This is a genomic window from Novosphingobium sp. CECT 9465 (assembly GCF_920987055.1).
In the GTDB taxonomy this organism is placed as follows: Bacteria; Pseudomonadota; Alphaproteobacteria; order Sphingomonadales; family Sphingomonadaceae; genus Novosphingobium.
The window spans coordinates 3,063,650-3,081,874 of sequence record NZ_CAKLBX010000001.1; the positions used below are offsets into that span (position 1 = coordinate 3,063,650).

At 63.1% G+C, this 18,225-nt stretch carries 19 protein-coding genes; 8 read left to right on the forward strand and 11 right to left on the reverse strand.

Annotation, left to right across the window (positions count from 1 at the left end):
- The first annotated feature begins 63 nt into the window (after positions 1–63).
- Positions 64–708 carry a glutathione S-transferase gene (locus LUA85_RS14975; RefSeq protein WP_231471069.1) on the forward strand — a complete coding sequence of 215 codons (645 nt, stop codon included), beginning with the start codon at positions 64–66 and terminating at the stop codon, positions 706–708.
- 341 nt (positions 709–1,049) lie between these two features.
- Here the strand turns inward: LUA85_RS14975 and LUA85_RS14980 are convergent, their stop codons facing one another.
- From LUA85_RS14980 to galE, 3 genes are all read right to left on the reverse strand, one after another.
- Positions 1,050–1,670: an HAD family hydrolase gene (locus tag LUA85_RS14980; protein WP_231471070.1), complete on the reverse strand. Its 621-nt coding sequence runs from the start codon at positions 1,668–1,670 to the stop codon at positions 1,050–1,052.
- 135 nt (positions 1,671–1,805) lie between these two features.
- Complete coding sequence (gene ykgO / locus LUA85_RS14985) at positions 1,806–1,931, reverse strand: type B 50S ribosomal protein L36 (RefSeq protein ID WP_011446910.1); 126 nt, start codon at positions 1,929–1,931, stop codon at positions 1,806–1,808.
- Positions 1,932–2,004: 73 nt separating this feature from the next.
- On the reverse strand, positions 2,005–3,009 hold the full coding sequence (galE, locus tag LUA85_RS14990; RefSeq protein WP_231471071.1) for a UDP-glucose 4-epimerase GalE: 1,005 nt from the start codon (positions 3,007–3,009) through the stop codon (positions 2,005–2,007).
- Positions 3,010–3,125: 116 nt separating this feature from the next.
- Here galE and LUA85_RS14995 point away from each other — a divergent pair, with 116 nt between their 5' ends.
- Genes LUA85_RS14995 through LUA85_RS21620 form a run of 4 tightly spaced genes read left to right on the forward strand, consistent with a single transcriptional unit; the run spans position 3,126 to position 5,698 of the window.
- Positions 3,126–3,806, forward strand: a complete 681-nt coding sequence (locus tag LUA85_RS14995) for a DUF4136 domain-containing protein (RefSeq protein ID WP_231471072.1) — start codon at positions 3,126–3,128, stop codon at positions 3,804–3,806.
- Positions 3,807–3,816: 10 nt separating this feature from the next.
- Positions 3,817–4,398 carry a DUF4136 domain-containing protein gene (locus tag LUA85_RS15000; protein ID WP_231471073.1) on the forward strand — a complete coding sequence of 194 codons (582 nt, stop codon included), beginning with the start codon at positions 3,817–3,819 and terminating at the stop codon, positions 4,396–4,398.
- Positions 4,395–5,525 carry a M14-type cytosolic carboxypeptidase gene (locus tag LUA85_RS15005; protein ID WP_231471074.1) on the forward strand — a complete coding sequence of 377 codons (1,131 nt, stop codon included), beginning with the start codon at positions 4,395–4,397 and terminating at the stop codon, positions 5,523–5,525. Before LUA85_RS15000 ends, LUA85_RS15005 begins: the two co-directional genes overlap by 4 nt.
- Positions 5,526–5,569: 44 nt before the next feature.
- Positions 5,570–5,698, forward strand: a complete 129-nt coding sequence (locus LUA85_RS21620; protein ID WP_256448252.1) for a hypothetical protein — start codon at positions 5,570–5,572, stop codon at positions 5,696–5,698.
- Positions 5,699–5,729: 31 nt separating this feature from the next.
- Here the strand turns inward: LUA85_RS21620 and arsC are convergent, their stop codons facing one another.
- A complete protein-coding gene (arsC, locus tag LUA85_RS15010; RefSeq protein ID WP_231471075.1) occupies positions 5,730–6,071 on the reverse strand; it encodes an arsenate reductase (glutaredoxin) in 342 nt (113 codons plus the stop codon).
- A gap of 207 nt (positions 6,072–6,278) precedes the next feature.
- Between arsC and LUA85_RS15015 the strand changes: the two genes are divergently transcribed.
- Positions 6,279–8,354, forward strand: coding sequence for a TonB-dependent siderophore receptor (locus tag LUA85_RS15015; RefSeq protein ID WP_231471076.1), 2,076 nt, complete (start codon positions 6,279–6,281; stop codon positions 8,352–8,354).
- A 126-nt stretch (positions 8,355–8,480) separates the two neighbouring features.
- On the opposite strand, the gene LUA85_RS15020 is transcribed toward LUA85_RS15015, so the two are convergent.
- The 5 genes from LUA85_RS15020 to LUA85_RS15040 form a co-directional block, all read right to left on the reverse strand.
- The gene (locus tag LUA85_RS15020; RefSeq protein ID WP_231471077.1) at positions 8,481–8,990 is read right to left on the reverse strand and encodes a (2Fe-2S)-binding protein; all 510 of its coding nucleotides are present in this window, start codon (positions 8,988–8,990) and stop codon (positions 8,481–8,483) included.
- Between the two features lie 86 nt (positions 8,991–9,076).
- The gene (locus LUA85_RS15025; RefSeq protein WP_231471078.1) at positions 9,077–9,772 is read right to left on the reverse strand and encodes an HPP family protein; all 696 of its coding nucleotides are present in this window, start codon (positions 9,770–9,772) and stop codon (positions 9,077–9,079) included.
- A 138-nt stretch (positions 9,773–9,910) separates the two neighbouring features.
- Positions 9,911–10,459: a 30S ribosomal protein S9 gene (gene rpsI / locus LUA85_RS15030; protein ID WP_231471079.1), complete on the reverse strand. Its 549-nt coding sequence runs from the start codon at positions 10,457–10,459 to the stop codon at positions 9,911–9,913.
- A gap of 2 nt (positions 10,460–10,461) precedes the next feature.
- Positions 10,462–10,941 carry a 50S ribosomal protein L13 gene (gene rplM, locus LUA85_RS15035; RefSeq protein WP_231471080.1) on the reverse strand — a complete coding sequence of 160 codons (480 nt, stop codon included), beginning with the start codon at positions 10,939–10,941 and terminating at the stop codon, positions 10,462–10,464.
- A 491-nt stretch (positions 10,942–11,432) separates the two neighbouring features.
- A complete protein-coding gene (locus LUA85_RS15040; protein ID WP_231471081.1) occupies positions 11,433–12,497 on the reverse strand; it encodes a COX15/CtaA family protein in 1,065 nt (354 codons plus the stop codon).
- 139 nt (positions 12,498–12,636) lie between these two features.
- On the opposite strand from LUA85_RS15040, the gene LUA85_RS15045 reads away from it, so the two are divergent.
- Both LUA85_RS15045 and thiS read left to right on the forward strand, forming a co-directional pair.
- Positions 12,637–13,008, forward strand: coding sequence for a MerC domain-containing protein (locus LUA85_RS15045; protein WP_231471082.1), 372 nt, complete (start codon positions 12,637–12,639; stop codon positions 13,006–13,008).
- A 40-nt stretch (positions 13,009–13,048) separates the two neighbouring features.
- The gene (gene thiS / locus LUA85_RS15055) at positions 13,049–14,041 is read left to right on the forward strand and encodes a sulfur carrier protein ThiS (protein ID WP_305799992.1); all 993 of its coding nucleotides are present in this window, start codon (positions 13,049–13,051) and stop codon (positions 14,039–14,041) included.
- Between the two features lie 121 nt (positions 14,042–14,162).
- On the opposite strand, the gene LUA85_RS15060 is transcribed toward thiS, so the two are convergent.
- The gene (locus tag LUA85_RS15060) at positions 14,163–16,427 is read right to left on the reverse strand and encodes an NADP-dependent malic enzyme (RefSeq protein WP_231471083.1); all 2,265 of its coding nucleotides are present in this window, start codon (positions 16,425–16,427) and stop codon (positions 14,163–14,165) included.
- A gap of 106 nt (positions 16,428–16,533) precedes the next feature.
- Positions 16,534–18,153, reverse strand: a complete 1,620-nt coding sequence (locus tag LUA85_RS15065; protein WP_231471084.1) for a hypothetical protein — start codon at positions 18,151–18,153, stop codon at positions 16,534–16,536.
- Positions 18,154–18,225 lie beyond the last annotated feature (72 nt).

Consider the following 18,225-nt stretch of genomic DNA (forward strand, 5'->3'; position numbering starts at 1 on the left):
CCCATCCTCTACTCCGCCACCTCATGGCATACTGGGGCGGCGGATCGGGCTTGCCGCAGTTTGATGCCCATCCTCTACAGCTTCCGCCGCTGCCCTTACGCGATGCGCGCAAGACTCGCCTTGGCGGTGAGCAAGACACAATGCGAACTGCGCGAGGTGAAGCTTTCCGCCAAACCCGCCGCCATGCTCGCCGCCTCACCCAAGGGCACCGTGCCGGTGCTGGTCCTGCCAGACGGCACGGTGATCGACCAGAGCCTCGACGTGATGCGCTGGGCACTGGCGCAAAGCGATCCCGAAGGCTGGCTGACCCGCGACGATCCCGCGCTGATCGAACGCAACGACGGCGCGTTCAAGCACGACCTCGACCGCTACAAATACCCTGAGCGGCATGGCTCTGATGCCTTGGCGCACAGGACAAGCGGGCTGACGTTCCTGCGCGATCTGAACGCGCGACTGGCGATTCATGAGCAATTGTGCGGGGCGGCGCGCGGGCTGGCCGACATGGCGGTAATGCCCTTCGTCCGCCAGTTCGCCAGCGTGGATACGGCGTGGTTTGCCGGGCTTGATCTGCCGCATGTGCAGCGCTGGCTGGCGGGGCATGTGAAATCTGCGCTGTTCGCTGCGGTGATGGAGAAGTTCGCGCCTTGGCGGGAGGGTGATGTGGTGGTTTTGTTTGCGCCAAATATCTCGCTTGGAGTGCGCAGTTAAGGGGCGCTCAAAGGCAAAATTGCATTGGACGCGCAGTTAGATGATCCCCTGCTTCACGATGAGCTTGGCGGCTGGACCCCGACTTGAACCAATTGCCGCACCCTCCACCATCGTCGCCCCGGACCTGATCCCGGTGAGGCTGCACACTATCTGACGAACGGAGGTTCGCGCAAAGGCGCAAAGAGAATAAGGCGCAAAAGCTTGCCACTCTCGGCGAAGCGTTGATTTTCAAACCGAAGCTGAGCCGGGTACGAGATCGGAGGGACCTCTTCGCGCCTTCATCCCCTTTGCGCCTTTGCGCGAACCAAGTGCATCAACCCGAAGAACATCCTCCCTCCGGGTCAGCTCCGGGGCGACAGCAACAACCCCAGCCGCACCATCTCGGCCTCAAGCACCCCGGCGTCGCCCGCAAAATGAAATACCTGCCAACCCAGCCGCCGTGCCGTTTCCACGTTCGCCGCGCTGTCGTCGATGAACAGCATCGTTTCCGGGCTGCGGCCAAAGCGCTGCGCTGCCAGATCGAAGATGGCCTCGCCGGGTTTTACCAATCGCTCCACGCCGGAGACGACGATGTCGTGCATGTGGTCGAGGATCGGGAAGGTCGGGCGGAACAGGTGCCATGCTTCCACGCCGAAATTGGTGATCGCATATTGCGGTACACCTTGCGCGGCCAAGCGCTCAATCAGGGTGTGCGTGCCTGCGACAGGGCCGGGCAGGCAATCGAGCCAGTTTTTGGCGTAGAGCGCGATCAGATCGGCATGTTGGGGGAATTCGGCCTGGCGGGCGGCGACCATTTCGGCGAAGGGCACACCGGCGTCGTGCTGCATGTGCCACTGTTCGGTGACGACTTCGGCGACGAATCGCTGGCGCTCCACCGGGTCGGGAATCGCGTCCACATATATCAGCGAGAGGTCCCATTCGACCAGCACGCGGCCAATGTCCCAGACGACGGCTTCGATCATTTTCGTGCCCTGCAAACGACAGCGCCCCCGCGTTTCGGCGGGGGCAACGCGCCTCAACGTGGAGGCTTGCCGTGTTTCCGGTGCAGCCCCGCCGTCGCGAGACTGCACCGAAACTTGTTCGATCAGCGCGTCTGATTAACCTTGGCGCGCCTTGAAGCGCTTCTGGGTCTTGTTGATCACATAGACGCGGCCACGGCGACGGATCACGCGGTTATCGCGATGACGGTCTTTGAGCGACTTCAGGCTGTTGCGAATCTTCATGTCGAATCCCTTTGCCCGAAGCTGACCGGGCTGAAAACTGAAGCGTGGCCGTTAAAGAGGGCATGGACCCAAGTCAACCGCCCTTGCGAATTTCACCAAGCTTGCGCTCCCACGCAAGGGCATGGCTGACGATGGTATCGAGATCGGCATAGGCCGGTTGCCACGGCAGCGTGGCCTTGATCCGGCTGTTATCCGAAATCAACGCATCGGGATCGCCCGCGCGGCGGCCCTGCATGTTGCGCACGATCTTGCGGTTGGTGACGCGGTCCACCGCATCGAGCACTTCGAGGACCGAAAAGCCGCGCCCGTAGCCGCAGTTCATGGTGAGCGAGCGGTCTGGCGCTTCCACCAGCGCTTCGAGCGCGAGGACATGCGCAGCGGCGAGATCGGAGACGTGGATGTAATCGCGCACGCCAGTGCCATCTGGCGTGGCGAAATCGGTGCCGAACACGCCGACCGATTCGCGCTTACCAAGGGCGGCCTCGACCGCAACCTTGATCAGGTGCGTGGCACCAGCGGTGGATTGCCCGGTGCGCGCCTGCGGATCGGCGCCCGCGACGTTGAAATAGCGCAGGACGCAGAAGTTGAGCGGGTGAGCGGCAGAGACATCGGCCAGCATCGCCTCGGTCATCAGCTTGGACATGCCATAGGGATTGATCGGGCGTTGCGCACTGTCTTCACGCACGGGCGAGACTTCGGGGATGCCATACGTGGCGGCGGTAGACGAGAAGATGAAGTGCGGCACGCCCCCCTGCACCGCCGCTTCGATCAGCGCGCGGCTTTTGACGGTGTTGTTGTGATAATACTTGAGCGGGTTTTCGACCGATTCGGGCACGACGACGGACCCGGCGAAATGCATGATCGCCTTCACGCCCTGTTCGGCAATGATCCTTGCCACAAGCGCCGCGTCTTCAATGTCGCCCTGATAGAACGGGACGCCTTCGGGCACGGCAAAACGGAAGCCGGTGACGAGATTGTCGATCACGCAGACCGGCCAGCCTGCGTCCTGAAGCGCCAGTACGGCGTGGCTGCCAATGTAGCCTGCGCCGCCGGTGACGAGAACGGGAACCTTGGTCATCGACGTATTTACTCCGTGAGTTGCAGGGATTCGGGCGCTCGTGCGTTCATACCTGTGACAGCGCGGACCGGCTATTATCAGTCCGGGCCGTTATGGTGCTTAAGGGATAAATACGAATGAACGGCAAACTGCTTTCCTGCGCGGCCCTGATCCTGTCTGTGCCCATGATCACATTGGCGCAGCCTGTGCCCGGTGGCGGTTGGGGCGGCGGAACAATGATGGACCAGCGCTTGCGCGGGGATGACGGGCGGCGCGCCACCGAACCGGCCAGGCGCGTGGAGGTGGAAGCGTTTCGCGCCAGCGATGCAGCGGCGCTGCTGGGCAAGGGACCGATTACGGTGGCGGCGGCGCCGGGCGCGGAAGCCGAATGGAAGCTGCCGGTCTATGAAGCGGCGGTGATCGATCAACTGGCGAAGCTGGGGTACGATACGGCAGTGAACGGTGCGGAAGGCGGGCAGATTGCGCAGATCGGGATCACGCACGACGTGGTCGTGCCCGAAGAGGCCAAGCGAAAGCCGGTTTCCGGCGCGATGGAAGTGGGCGTTTCCAATCGCGGCAATTATACCGCAATGGCGCTGAACGTGGACCTTTCCAAGCCGCGCAAGGCAATCGTTTCCACGCGGCTGGACGTGCGGATTCGCGACAAGGCTTCCGGCCGGGTATTGTGGGAAGGCCATGCCGAAGCGCAGACGCGCGAGGACGATGACGGGCTGAACAATGGCGCGGTGGCGACGCGGCTGGCCTCGGCGTTGTTCGCACGGTTCGAGGATGCGACCGAGGTGGCTCCGGCCGGGTGAAGGATTTTTGATGAAACGCTTTATCTGCGCTTTTGCCACGGTGGCGCTCGCTTCTTCGCCCGCATTGGCGCGCCCTGCGCCAGTGGAGGTGACCCGCTTTCACACCGCGCAGACGCTGCCGCGGCTGAAGGGCGCAGCGGTGATCGTCGAGGCGGGTCCGGCGAGCCTTGAGGATAGCGTATGGCGCGATGCGGTGGCGCGCGAACTGGCCGCAGCAGGTTTTGGCAGCGCCACGCCAGGTGCGGCGGATGGCATCGCCGACGTGATGGTTGAGCGCGAGACGGTGCGGCGCGACAAGGCGCGCGGGCCGGTGAGCGTGGGTGTGGGCGGATCGACCGGAAGCTATGGCGGCGGCGTGGGCGTGGGGCTTGGCTTCAATCTGGGTGGCGGGCCGAAGGAAGTGGTGCTGACGCGGCTGTCCGTGCGCATCCGTGATCGTCTGACCGGCGAAGCGTTGTGGGAAGGCCGCGCCGAATTGCGCGAAAGCGCCAAGGCAAAGGACGCCGCCCCGGCGCTGGCCGCTCCCCGTCTGGCGCATGCACTGTTCGCGGGCTTCCCCGGAACGTCGGGTGAGACTATCACGGTGAAATGACCGACATCCGCATCAACGCCGCATTCGATTCCGGCAATATCGACGTCCTTTCCATCGCTGACACCACCGCACGGCTGGCGATCCGCAAGGACCGCCATTCCGATTTCTTTCAGTGGTTCCACTTCCGCGTCGATGGTGCGGCGGGGCGCGAACTGGTGTTGAAGATCACCGGACTTGGCGCATCGGCCTATCCGGGGGGATGGCCTGCCTATCGCGCGGCATTTTCGGAAGACCGCGAATACTGGGGCCGGACCGACACCACCTATGATGCAAAGGAAGACGACGGTACGCTGACCATCCGCCACACCCCGGCGGCGGGGACCTGCTGGTTCGCCTATTTCGCGCCCTATTCGATGGAGCGGCACCATGATCTGGTGGCGCAGACGGCGGCGTGTGAAGGCGTCGAATATCGCAATCTGGGCCTGAGCATCGAAGGCCAGCCGATCGATTGCCTGTCCATCGGTGAAGGGCCGAAGCAGGTCTGGCTCTATGCCCGCCAGCATCCCGGCGAATCGATGGCGGAATGGTGGATGGAAGGCGCGCTCGACATGCTGACCGACCCTGCCGATCCCCATGCCCGTGCGCTGCGCCAGCGCTGCCGCTTCCACATCGTGCCCAATGCCAACCCGGACGGGTCGTGCCGGGGACACTTGCGCACCAATGCGGCGGGCGTCAACCTCAACAGGGAATGGCATGAGCCAAGCGCCGAACGATCACCCGAAGTGCTGGCGATCCGCAACGCAATGGATGCCACTGGCGTCGATTTCGCGATGGACGTGCATGGAGACGAAGCGATCCCTTATGTATTCACCGCCGGGTTCGAAGGCATTCCTTCGTGGACCGAGACGCAGGGCGCAGGCTATTCCCGCTATCGTCAGATCCTTGAACGCCGCACCCCCGATTTCCAGACGAAGCGCGGATACCCCACCGCCGCTGCGGGCCGCGCGAACCTGACGATGTCCACCAATCAGGTGGCTGAGCGCTTCGGTTGCGTGGCGATGACGCTGGAAATGCCCTTCAAGGACAATGACGACCTGCCCTGCGCGGCGCAAGGGTGGAGCCCGGAACGATCGAAGCTGCTGGCGCGCGAATGCCTGGCGGCGCTGCTGGAATGGCTGGAGAACTGACCGGCTTTACCGCGTGTTAAGGAATTCGGGCGCATGAGACGGCCATGGCTCGCACTTTCGCCCTTTTCCACGCGCCGCCTGCATCACCGATGGTGCAGGACATTGCGCGCAAGCTGATCGTGCTCGGCTGCGCTGCGGCACTGATCCTCGCAGGCAAGCCACTGCCGTTCTGAAGGCGTGTCCAGCCGGGTTACGGCCCGGCGTTCAGAGAATTTCCAGCACCTTTTCCTTGGGACGACACAGGCGCGCGCCCTTGTCCGTTTCGACGAGCGGGCGCTCGATCAGCTTGGGTTCGGCAGCCATTGCGGCAAGCACTGTCGCATCATCGGCCTGTGGCAGCCCGCGTTCCTCGGCATCGGTGCCGCGCAGGCGAAGGCCCTGCTGGGGAGTGATACCGGCATCGCGATAGAGCTGGGCCAACTTCCCGGCGCTTGGCGGGGTCTTGAGATATTCGATCACGGTAACCTCGGCACCGGCTTCCTCCAGCACCGCCAGGGTATTGCGTGACGTGCCGCAGCCGGGATTGTGCCAGATCGTCGCCTTCATTGCTGCTGCTCCTTCATCGCCACTTCAGCCGGAAACCGTTCGCCCGGCTATGTAATGCGATTCGGTTTGACCGCAAGCACAGCCGGATCGGGATGCATTGATCCCTATCAAGGTTAATGCGAAAAATTCGCAATTAAATGCTTGCCTATGAGATTGCCTCGCAATACCGGCATTGTTGAGAATGATAATCGAAACCAGGGATTTGCCGTGAATCGCCCAATGTGCCGCTTTACCTGCCTGCTGCTGGCCGGAACCATGCTGGTCCCCACCGCCGCCGCCGCCGAAAACCTGATTCCCGAAGCCGACGCTTCCGGCACGGTCATTGTCGTTACCGGCACGGCGGATGGCTATCGCCCGGTCGATGCCAATGCCATCAAGACGCCGACTCCGCTGGTAGACGTGCCGCAGACGATCACCGTGCTGACGCGCGAGCAGCTTGACGATCAGGGCGTGACTCAACTGGGTGATGCGTTGCGCTATGTTCCCGGCGTCGTGCTGGGCCAGGGCGAAGGCCACCGTGACCAGATCACGCTGCGCGGCCAGAACACCACCGCCGATTTCTATCTCGACGGGCTTCGCGACGACACGCAATACTACCGCTCGCTTTACAACATCGAACGCGTTGAAGTGCTGAAAGGCGCCAATGCCTTGCTGTTTGGCCGTGGCGGCGGTGGCGGCGTGATCAACCGCGTGAGCAAGACGCCCGATCTTGACCGAGTGAAGGGCGAGGTCAACGCCAATGCAGACAGCTTCGGCGCCTTCGCGCTGGCCGCCGATTACAACCAGCCGCTCACGGAAAAGGTGGCAGGGCGGTTGAACGCGACATACGAAGAATTCGACAATCACCGCCAGAATTTCGAGGGCCGCTTCATCGGGGTGAACCCGACGATGGCGTTCGAGCCGGGCGATGCCACGCGCATCGAGCTGGCCTATAATTACGATGACGATCGCCGCACCACGGACCGCGGTGTGCCTTCGAAGAGCGGCAAGCCATTGACAGGGTTTGACGATACCTTTTTCGGTACGCAGGCGCTGAATGTGGCCACGGTCAAGGCGCACATCGCGCAGGCTCGCCTCGATCACGATCTCGCCGATGGCCTCAGCTTCAATATGCTGGGTCAATATACCCACACCGACAAGCTCTACGGCAATGTGTTCGCCGCAGGTGCGGTGAGCGCTGCCGACACCGTGGCGCTGTCAGGCTATGAAAGCGGTACGCTGCGCGACAGCTGGGTGGGCCAGGCGAATCTCGTGTGGACCGGTAACACCGGCGGCATCGGGCATACGCTGCTGGCAGGCGTGGAAGCGGCAAGCCAGGATACACACGCCACGCGCCGGAACACCAACGGTGCCACGATTGCGCTGGCCGAACGCATCATCATGCCCACCTTCACTTACGGTGCATTGGTGACCAACAGCCGCACCGATGTGCGTACCCTGTCGGCCTATGTGCAGGATCAGGTGGAGCTTGCCCCGTTCCTGCAACTGGTTGCAGGGGTGCGGGTTGACGAGTTCCGCATCGAAGGGCGCAACGCCATCAACGGCGTGGCGGCAAGGCGCACCGACACCAAGTGGTCGCCCCGCTTTGGTCTGGTGGTAAAACCGCGCAAGGAAATATCGTTCTACACCAGCTTCACCCGCAGCTTCCTGCCCCAATCGGGCGACCAGTTCGGCGCACTGGATGCGACGCAGGCAACGCTGGCACCTGAGCAGTTCGAAAACCTTGAGGCAGGCGTGAAGTGGGACATCAACCCCGCCCTCGCCCTCACCGCCGCCGCTTACCGGCTGGATCGCGACAATTCGCGCTTCAATAATCCGGTGACTGGCCTGCCCGAACTATCGGGGAAGACCCGGACCAAGGGCGTCGAACTTTCGCTTGCAGGGCGTATCCTGCCCGATTGGCAGATGAGCCTTGGCTATACCCTGCAAGATGGCGAAGTGCGATCGGCCACGACCGCCGCGCCTGCGGGACGCAAGCTTTCGCAATTGCCGCGCCACCAGTTTGCGGCGTGGACACGTTATGACCTGTCACGCCGGATCGGGCTTGGCCTCGGCGTGACGCATCAATCCGACAGCTTCGCCACGATCAGCAACGGCGTGATCCTGCCCGCATTCACGCGGGTGGATGCGGCGGTTTTCTATGACCTTTCGGATCGTTTCTCGATCCAGCTCAATGTCGAGAACCTGACCGACACCGACTACTTCCCGGCGGCGCACACCGATAACAACATCTCGACCGGAGAGCCGATCAACGCACGGATTTCGATAAAGGCAAAGTTCTGAACGGTCCCCACGGCGTCCTTTTCCGGTCCCCCATCCCTCCTGCCGAAAGAGGGCGCCACCCCCTTGGTGTCAACGATAGTCGCGTTCGTTTCGAGCGGTGCCTTGAAACAACGGGGTGGGCTGGATTCAGCCTGCCCCCGGCGTGACGATAGCCGGCGGCGGGGCCGCGCTGAGCGTTTCCTCGCCGCGCATGACACGGCCGGCGCGCTGGATCGCGCGGATCAGGCGAGGATAAACGCCGCAGCGGCAGATATTGGTGATCGCGCGGGCAATGTCATCGTCCGCAGGGCTGGCATTGCTGGCCAGCAACGCGGCAGCGGCCATGACGATGCCGGGGGTGCAGAACCCGCATTGGACTGCCTGTTCGGCAACCAGCGCCTGCTGCACCGGATGAGATCGATCGGCGGACAGGCCTTCGATGGTGGTGACATTGCGCCCCTCGGCCTCGCCCAGCAGAAGTGTGCAGCTTGGCATCGCCTGACCATCGACGATGACCGTGCAGGCGCCACATTCACCCGTGCCGCAGCCATATTTGGTGCCGGTCAGGTTTGCCGCATCGCGCAGCGCCCACAGCAGCGGCGTATCGTCTTCAAGGCGATACTGGACAGGCTGGTTGTTTACGGTGAGGCGGGCCATCGCCTGGCTCTAGCCCATCGCAGCGCGCAATCAATCCCGGCAAATGGTCAGGACCATCCTGATCGCAGCGCCAGAACCCGCACGGGCTATTTCCGGTCATCGGCCCAGCGGCGCAGCACCCGGCGCTCCACGGCCCGAAACAGCGAATCGAGGTCCTGGCGATTGACGTCGAGGACTTCATCCCATTCCTCCAGCACAGCGTCGAGATCGGCCGTTTCATACATGCCTGCCCAGGTACCGGGGGGCATCGGCGGGGCCTGCGCGGGAACGTGTGGCCATGCGTGGCCGGTGAGGTTGTTGTAAAGCCAGCCCGCTGCGATCAGCGCGATCACATTGAGCAGGAGCGGAAGCAGCAGCGCCAGCCAGCCGCCATCCGGCGCCGTCGCGGCAAGGACACCCACCACCGCGCAGGCACCGCCGGGGGGATGAAGGCAACGGGCAGAGGTCATCACGGCAATGGCCAATGCCACGGCCAGCCCCGCCGCCAGCATCGGTGTTGTGACCAGCTGACCGACCGCAAGGCCGGTCAGCGCAGAAAGCATGTTGCCGCCGAGCACTGACCACGGCTGGGCCAGCGGGCTGGCAGGCACGGCGAACACCAGCACGGCGGACGCGCCGACCGGGGCGACGATCCACGGCCAGTGCCACGCGTGGGGCAACGAAAGCCCCAGCGTTGCGGCCAGTGCGATGCCGACAAGCGCCCCTGCCGCACCGCGCGCCCAGCCCAGCCGTCCCCCGAACCGGAGCTGGCCCAGCGCAGTCGGTCGTGGAAACTTGAACATCGGACGGCATCCTCAAAGTTTGCGCGCTCTTTCAGGCGCGGTTGCTTTGCGGGCAAGGAAAAAGGGGCCAGCCCGAAGGCCAGCCCCTTGATTTCGTTCGACCTTGCGGGTTTCGACACGCCGCTGGCCGAAGTGCGATTAGCGCTTCGAGAACTGGAAGCTCTTGCGCGCCTTGGCCTTGCCGTACTTCTTGCGTTCCACGACGCGCGGATCGCGGGTCAGGAAACCGGCAGCCTTCACGGCGCTGCGCAGTTCGGGTTCGAACTTCGACAGGGCCTGGGCGATGCCGTGCTTTACCGCGCCGGCCTGGCCCGAAAGGCCACCGCCCTTGACGGTGCAGACGATGTCGTACTGCTCTTCGCGACCGGCAACCTGAAACGGCTGGTTGATCACCAGACGCAGGGTTGGGCGGGCGAAGTATACGGCCTGGTCACGGCCATTGACGGTGACCTTGCCCGAACCGGGCTTCAGCCACACACGGGCAACGGCGTCCTTGCGGCGACCGGTTGCATAGGAACGGCCCTGCGCATCGACTTCGCGATCGCGGATCGGTGCGGCTGGACCGGTGCGGATGACCGGAGCGGCAACTTCGCCGTCTTCGGCAGGAGCCGAAGTGACAGCTGGAGCAGCAGCGGTCAGATCCTTGAGATCAGCCAGGCTAGAGACGGTGTTTTCGGTGTCGGCCATGATTATGCACCCACCTTGTTCTTGCGGTTCATCGAAGCGACGTCGAGCGCCACTGGCTGAGTGCCTGCATGCGGGTGTTCAGCGCCGGCATAGAGGTGAAGAGCGCGCATCTGCGCACGGCCCAAGGGACCACGCGGGATCATGCGTTCGACCGCCTTTTCAATCACACGCTCAGGGAAACGACCGCTGAGGACCTTGTCCGCAGTCACTTCCTTGATGCCGCCGGCATAACCGGTGTGCTTGTAGTAGATCTTGTTCTTCAACTTGTTGCCGGTCAGGCGCACCTTGTCGGCATTGATCACCACAACGTGATCGCCGCAATCGACGTGAGGCGTGAAGCTTGGCTTGTGCTTGCCGCGCAGACGATTGGCGATGACGACGGCCAGACGGCCAACCACCAGACCTTCGGCATCGATAAGATGCCACTTCTTCTCCACCTCGGCCGGTTTGATCGACCGGGTGACCTTGCTTAGTGCCTTCATGGCGCTTCGGTTCCCTGGATTTCAGTACACCGGACGCGGCAGGCGGAGACCTGTGCATCACGGCGAGGAAGCGCGCCTCTGTTGCATATGCCCGCCAGAGTCAAGTAAATCGGGGCGTTTTGATGGAGGTAAAATAATACCGTCGTGTTTTACGGTGTGGTTGAGCGGCGCCAAAATCCGATTTTCGGCCGCTATAGTATATCTGGAAAAACCAGAATGGGAGCGTCTTGGAACAGCTACGTCCAGCGGCGGGTAAGGGCCATGACAATCCTCCAGCAAGCGCGCTTTCGCCATCAATGACGCAGTGGCTTGCAATACCCCATCACCACAGCCTTCGTCATCCTGAACTTGTTTCAGGATCCATCTATCAACGCTCACTGCAATTCGTGGAGAGAAATGGATCCTGAAACAAGTTCAGGATGACGGGTTTGTAGTTTTCGATGCCGATCTAGAAATTAGCCGAAAAAATTCAGCATGATCGGTGTCAGCACTCACAGTCCAGCGCGCTCCCGGCCACCCACCACATGCGCGCTCCATACCGTTGCCATCACCAGCAGTGCGCCGACCAACTGATGCAGCACGGCAATCCATAGGGTGACGCCACTCCATACGGTGAGGATGCCGAGGAGGACCTGGGTGCCGAAGACGGAGTGGAGGACCACGGAGGCTTTGCGGTTTATCGGACGCACGGCTCTGGCGAGGACGACCAGCACGGCGACGACCACCCATGCCCACCAGCGGTGGATGAAGTGGACGAGGAACGGGTCTGATAGCAGGGCGTGGGCCGCTCCCTGTGTCCAATCGACGCCTGCGGGGTAGAAACTGCCTTGCATCAGCGGCCAAGCGTCCATGCTGAACCAGCCGGCGCCCGCCGATGTGCCCGCGCGCATGCCCGCGACGAGCGCGCCGTAGAACAGTTGCAGGATGAGCGCAGCGATGGCGAAGGCGCCGAGGCTGGTGAGCCTCGCGCGGCGCTCTCCCTTGGCCAGCGCGAGCAGATCGAGCGCGGTCCACACCAACCCGCCCAGCGTGAACAGCGCGACGAGCAAGTGCGCGGCGAGGCGGAAGTGGCTGACTTTCACATCGTTGACGATGCCCGATTTGACCATCCACCAGCCGACCGCGCCTTGCGCCGCGCCCAGTGCCAGCAGCGCGAGGAGGCGCGGCTTGTAGCCTTGCGGGATGCGGCCCTTGATCCAGAACCATGCCAGCGGGGCGGCGAACACGAGGCCGACCGTGCGGGCGAGCAGGCGGTGGACCCATTCCCAGAAGAAGATGAACTTGTACGTTTCCAGCGTCATGCCCGCCGGACCGTTGATCAACTGGTATTGCGGCGTGGCGCGATAGGCGTCGAATTCAGCCTGCCACTGCGCAGCGGTGATCGGCGGGATCGTGCCTGTCACCGGCTTCCATTCGGTGATCGAAACCCCTGATTCGGTCAGCCGCGTAATGCCGCCGACCGCGACGATGGCCAGGACCATCAGGGCGACGATAAACAGCCAGCGCGCAAGGGCTTTGGCATTGGTTTTCAGGGGCTGCGAAGGGGCATCTGACATGCCGGCGGCACTGCTCCTGCGCCCATAAAAGCGCAAGAGGCATTGTTTGCCGGGGCTGCATGGCTCTTTGGGCAGGGTGCGCGAATTTCAGCATAGGCACCCTTGCGCAATGATACAGTATAACATACATGAGTGCGCGATGAGTGACGCCATGCTTGCCTTGCGCGCCCGGCTGGACCGGATCGGGGTGCTCCTTTCGGGGCTGTGCCTGATTCATTGCGTGGCCGGGCTGTTCCTTGTGGGCCTGCTGGGTGTGGGCGGCGGCGTACTGCTGAACCCGGACATTCACCGTTGGGGCCTGATGTTCGCGCTGGTGATCGGCGCGGCGACCATCGGCATCGGCGCGGTGCGCCACGGGCGGTTCCTGCCGCTGACGATCGGCAGCACCGGGCTGTGCCTGATGGCGGGCGCGGTGGCGGTGGGCCATGGCAATGCCGAAGTCGTGCTGACCGTTATCGGCGTGGTGCTGGTGGCGGGGGCACATATCCTCAACATGCGGCGCGCGCACTAGTTGGCTTGCACCCTGCCCTGCCCTCGTTAAAGCGGGCGGCATGACCATGACACTTTCTCTGACCGTCAATGGCGAACCCCGCCGCGCTGCGCCCGGATCGATTGCCGATCTGGTGCGCAGCCTTGAACTGGACCCGACCAAAGTGGCAGTGGAACGCAACGGCGAGATCGTGCCGCGTTCCACGCTGGCAAACGTCCAGATTGCGGAGGGCGACGTTCTGGAAATCGTGCATTTCGTGGGTGGAGGACAAACCGACGTGACGACTAATGACACTTGGACGGTTGCGGGCCGGACTTTCACTTCGCGGCTGATCGTGGGCACCGGCAAGTACAAGGACTTCGAGCAGAATGCGGCGGCTGTGGCGGCTTCGGGCGCGGAAATCGTGACCGTGGCGGTGCGCCGGGTGAACGTGTCCGATCCCAAAGCGCCGATGCTGACCGATTTCATCGATCCCAAAAAGATCACCTACCTGCCCAACACCGCCGGGTGCTTTACCGCCGAAGACGCGATCCGCACTTTGCGGCTAGCGCGTGAGGCGGGCGGCTGGGATCTGGTGAAACTGGAAGTGCTGGGCGAGGCGCGCACACTGTACCCCAACATGATCGAGACGATCCGCGCGACCGAAGTTCTGGCGAAGGAAGGCTTCGCGCCGATGGTCTATTGCACCGACGATCCGATTGCGGCCAGGCAACTGGAAGATGCCGGCGCCGTGGCGGTGATGCCGCTGGGCGCGCCAATCGGGTCGGGCCTTGGCATCCAGAACCGCGTGACCATTCGCCTGATCGTGGAAGGGGCCAAAGTGCCGGTGCTGGTCGATGCGGGCGTGGGCACCGCGTCCGATGCCGCCGTGGCGATGGAACTGGGCTGCGACGGGGTGCTGATGAACACCGCGATTGCCGAAGCCAAGGACCCGATCCGCATGGCCCGCGCGATGAAACTGGCTGTGGAAGCGGGGCGCCACGCCTATCTTTCGGGCCGGATGGGCACGCGCAAATATGCCGATCCGAGCAGTCCGCTGGCGGGGTTGATTTAATTTAGGGATAGAAGTGCCCGCCCCTAGCCCCTCCCGCAAGCGGGAGGGGGGAAGAAAAGGGGCGATGTCACTCCCCTCCCGCTTGCGGGAGGGGTTGGGGGTGGGCCTTCGGGGCCTTAACTCAGCCCACGATCCCTGCAGCCGCCAGCACTGCCAGCGTCAGGATGTCCGGCGCGATCGAGGTCATCGCGGCGATCTGGACGGGCTTTTCCATCCCGATCAGCATCGGGCCGATCACGGCATTGCCCGCCAGTTCGCGCAGCAGTTTGGCCGAGATGTTGGCTGATTGCAGGCCGGGCATGATCAGCACGTTGGCAGGCCCGGACAGACGGCTGAACGGATAGTTGGCCATGACCTTTGGATTCAGCGCCGCGTCGGGGGCCATTTCGCCTTCGTATTCGAAGCCGGGATCTTCGGCATCGAGGATGGCGACGGCACCGCGAATGGTATCGAGCCAGCGACCGTAAGGGTTGCCGAAGGTCGAGTACGACAGGAACGCAACGCGTGGTTCGTGGCCCATGCGGCGGGCCACGGCAGCGGTTTCCCTGGCGATGTGCGCAAGATCTTCCGCAGAAGGACGTTCGTTCACGGTCGTATCGGCCAGGAACACGGTATAGTTCTTGGCGACCATCAGGTGAATGCCGAACGGCAGATGGCCGGGCTTGGGTTCAAGCACCCGGCGCACTTCCTTCATCGACTGCGCAAACGTGCGCGTCATCCCGGTGATCAAGGCATCGCCGTGGCCCAGCGCCACCAGCAGCGACGCGAAGACATTGCGGTCCTGATTGACCATGCGCTTGACGTCACGCTCCATATACCCGCGACGCTTGAGCTTTTCGTAAAGGTAGGAAACCATTTCGGGCACCAGCGGCGACACCGCCGAATTGTGAATCTCGTAGGATTCAGGCTTGCTAACGCCCAATTCGGTGAGCAGATCGAGAACGCCCTGGGTACGGCCGACAAGCACGGGTGTACCATAGCCGAAATCCTTGAACTGGATTGCGGCGCGCAGCACCACTTCGTTCTCAGCCTCGGCAAAGACGACGCGCTTGGGATTGTCCTTGGCCGTGGCGAAGACATTGGTCAGCACCGAGGTGGTCGGGTTGAGCCGGGCCTTGAGGCTGTTGCGATAGGCGTCGAAATCCTCGATCGGCTTCTGCGCGACGCCTGAATCCATCGCGGCCTTGGCAACGGCGGAGGAGACGACTTCCATCAGGCGCGGATCGAACGGCGCGGGGATGATGTAATCGAGACCGAAGGTGTGGTTCATGCCATAGGCGGCGGCCACTTCCTCTGGCACGGGTTCGCGCGCCAACTGGGCGATCGCCTGCGCGGCGGCAATCTTCATTTCCTCGTTGATCGCGGTGGCGCGCACGTCGAGCGCGCCGCGGAAGATGAACGGGAAACCAAGGACATTGTTGACCTGGTTGGGATAATCCGACCGGCCCGTGGCGACGACGCAATCGGGACGAATGGCCTTGGCATCCGGCGGCGTGATTTCCGGGTCCGGGTTGGCCATGGCAAAAATGATCGGCTGGGGAGCCATCTTCGTGACCCATTCGGGCTTCAGCGCACCAGCGGCGGACAGGCCGAGGAAGATGTCTGCACCATTGAGCGCATCTTCAAGGCTGCGCGCTTCGGTATCCACCGCATGCGCGCTCTTCCATTGATCTAGGCCACCTTCGCGACCGCGATAGATCACGCCCGAACGATCGCACATGATCACATTGTCATGGCGGACGCCCATCGCCTTGATCAGCGCGGTGCAGGCGATGGCAGCGGCGCCCGCGCCATTGACCACGACCTTCACGTCTTTCAGTTCGCGCCCGGTCAGATAGCAGGCATTGAGCAGGCCGGCGGCGGAAATGATCGCGGTGCCGTGCTGGTCATCGTGCATGATCGGAATCTTGAGGCGTTCCTTCAGCGCCTGCTCGATGATGAAGCATTCGGGGGCCTTGATATCTTCAAGGTTGATGCCGCCGAAGCTGGGTTCCATCAGGGCCACGGCTTCGATGAACTTGTCGGCATCTTCGGTATCGAGTTCGATATCGATCGAATCGACATCGGCAAAGCGCTTGAACAGCACCGCCTTGCCTTCCATCACCGGCTTGGAGGCCAGCGCGCCAAGATTGCCCAGACCCAGGATGGCCGTGCCATTGGAGATGACCGCAACAAGGTTGCCCTTGGCGGTATATTCATAGGCATCCGACGGATTATCGGCGATGGCGCGAACCGGCACGGCAACGCCGGGCGAATAGGCCAGCGACAGATCGCGCTGTGTTGCCATCGGCTTCGATGCGATGATCTCGATCTTACCGGGGCGGATCGTGTTGTGGTAGAACAGCGCCTCGCGCTCGGTGAAGCGGACGTTGCTTTCCTCAGACATGGTATCCCCCGTCAATCTTGCGCAATCTGCGTTCGGCAGTGTCCGACCTTGGCCGCTACGTCAAGGCAGGTAAGGGCCTGGTTGACGATAGGGTCCCATCAGCTTCTCAGAAATCGCGGGGCTTCCACGTGGGAATGCCGAGGCGTCGCACCTTGAACAGCAGGCTGCGGTCCTCCTGCCAGACGAGTTGCAGGCGTGGATCTGCCCGGCGCGGCAGACCCGTATCGATCAGCCAGACGTAATCGACGCGTTCGATCGGCGCGAACTTCAAAGCATTGTCGACCGTGCGCCGCCAGCCACCGGAGCAACGGGCGGACCATACGAATTCCGAAGGGTCGGCCGTGAAATTGCGGCCCGGACGGAAGCGCGGCACGACCATGTGCAGGCCGGGGACGGCCCAGTTGTCGTTGACCCAGGCCTGGCGGTACAGGCTGGCAAGGCTGGCAAGGTGATCGCGGCGGGTATTGCGCCACGATTCATCAAGACAGGTATGTTCGACGAAGGCGAGCACACGGCTGCCGGGTTCGACGTGAGTCAGCGCGGAAAGCTGCTTTTTGTAGTCATCGGCGTAGCCGGCAAAACTCCACGCCGTAACCGACAGGCGCACCGCGAGCAGGCCCATGCCGCTATAGGCCACCCACCTGGCCCATTCGGGCTTGCGCGCGCGGCTCCAGTCCTGAAGGCCGAGGCCGAGCATGGCGGCGACCGGAAGCAGGCGAATGTCGACGAAGGACGATCCGTTGATATCGCTGGGAATGGCAAGGAACAGCACGAAAACCGCCAGCGCAGGCAGACCCTGCCGCCAGCGCCAGCGCGCACCAAGCAGCGGGCCGACAAGGACCAGCAGACCGGCGATGATCGATGTGCCGAAATCGAGCAGTTTGGACTGATCGCGCAGGGTCAGCACGAACGACCATGCCTTCTGATCCCAGCGCCAGATGTTGATCGATTTGGTTTCGGGCGAGAATGCCTTCCACAATACGATGGTAACGACCGTGGCAAGCAACGGCCAGCAGGCCTGCCACAGGCGCAAGCCGATGGCTTTCCAATCGAGCGTTTTCAGCCATTCACGATTGGTGAGATCGCGCCAGCGCCAGCCTTCGGGCAGTTCGTCCATCGCGCGGCCAAATGCGTAAGCGCCGACCAGCAGCGCCAGCAACAGCCCGCCGATGGCGTGGCACAGCATCGCGACCGGCTGCGCCACGATCAGCATCGCGGCGCGAGCGCGCGGGTTGCGCTTTTCCAGCCAGAGCGAGGCCCCGAACGCGGTCAGCGCCAGGCCGGTGGCGAGAATGTAGTTGAGGAAGCCGGTCAGCAACGGGAAACTGAACACGAACATCAGCGACCATGCCGCCGCGTGTCCGCCCCTGGGATTCAGCATGCGGATGGTCCACAGGCAACCGCCCGCGAACAGCCCGGTGGCCAGCACCGTGCTCCACCACCCGGCAGCAAGGATGCCGAACTGCGCGCCCAGCACCTTCATCAGCACACCACCGCCGATGTTCAGCGTGAACACCCATTTCCAGGTGAAATACTTTTCGAGCGGGTTGCCGGGGCCGGCCGCTTCGATGGCGGCGGCGCCCATGTGGCCGGGAATGTCGATCAAGGGCGGGACATCGACCAGCGCAAAGGGCAGGCAAACCAGCAACACGCCAATGATGATGCCGGGGCCGGACAGCCACGGCAGCGCCCCGGCGCGCGCCCACAGGGCCTTGATACCCTGCACCCAATCCTTTTCGCGGACTTGCGTCAAACCGACTATACCCCCCACAAGACCGGACCCGTCTCCAGCCCTGTA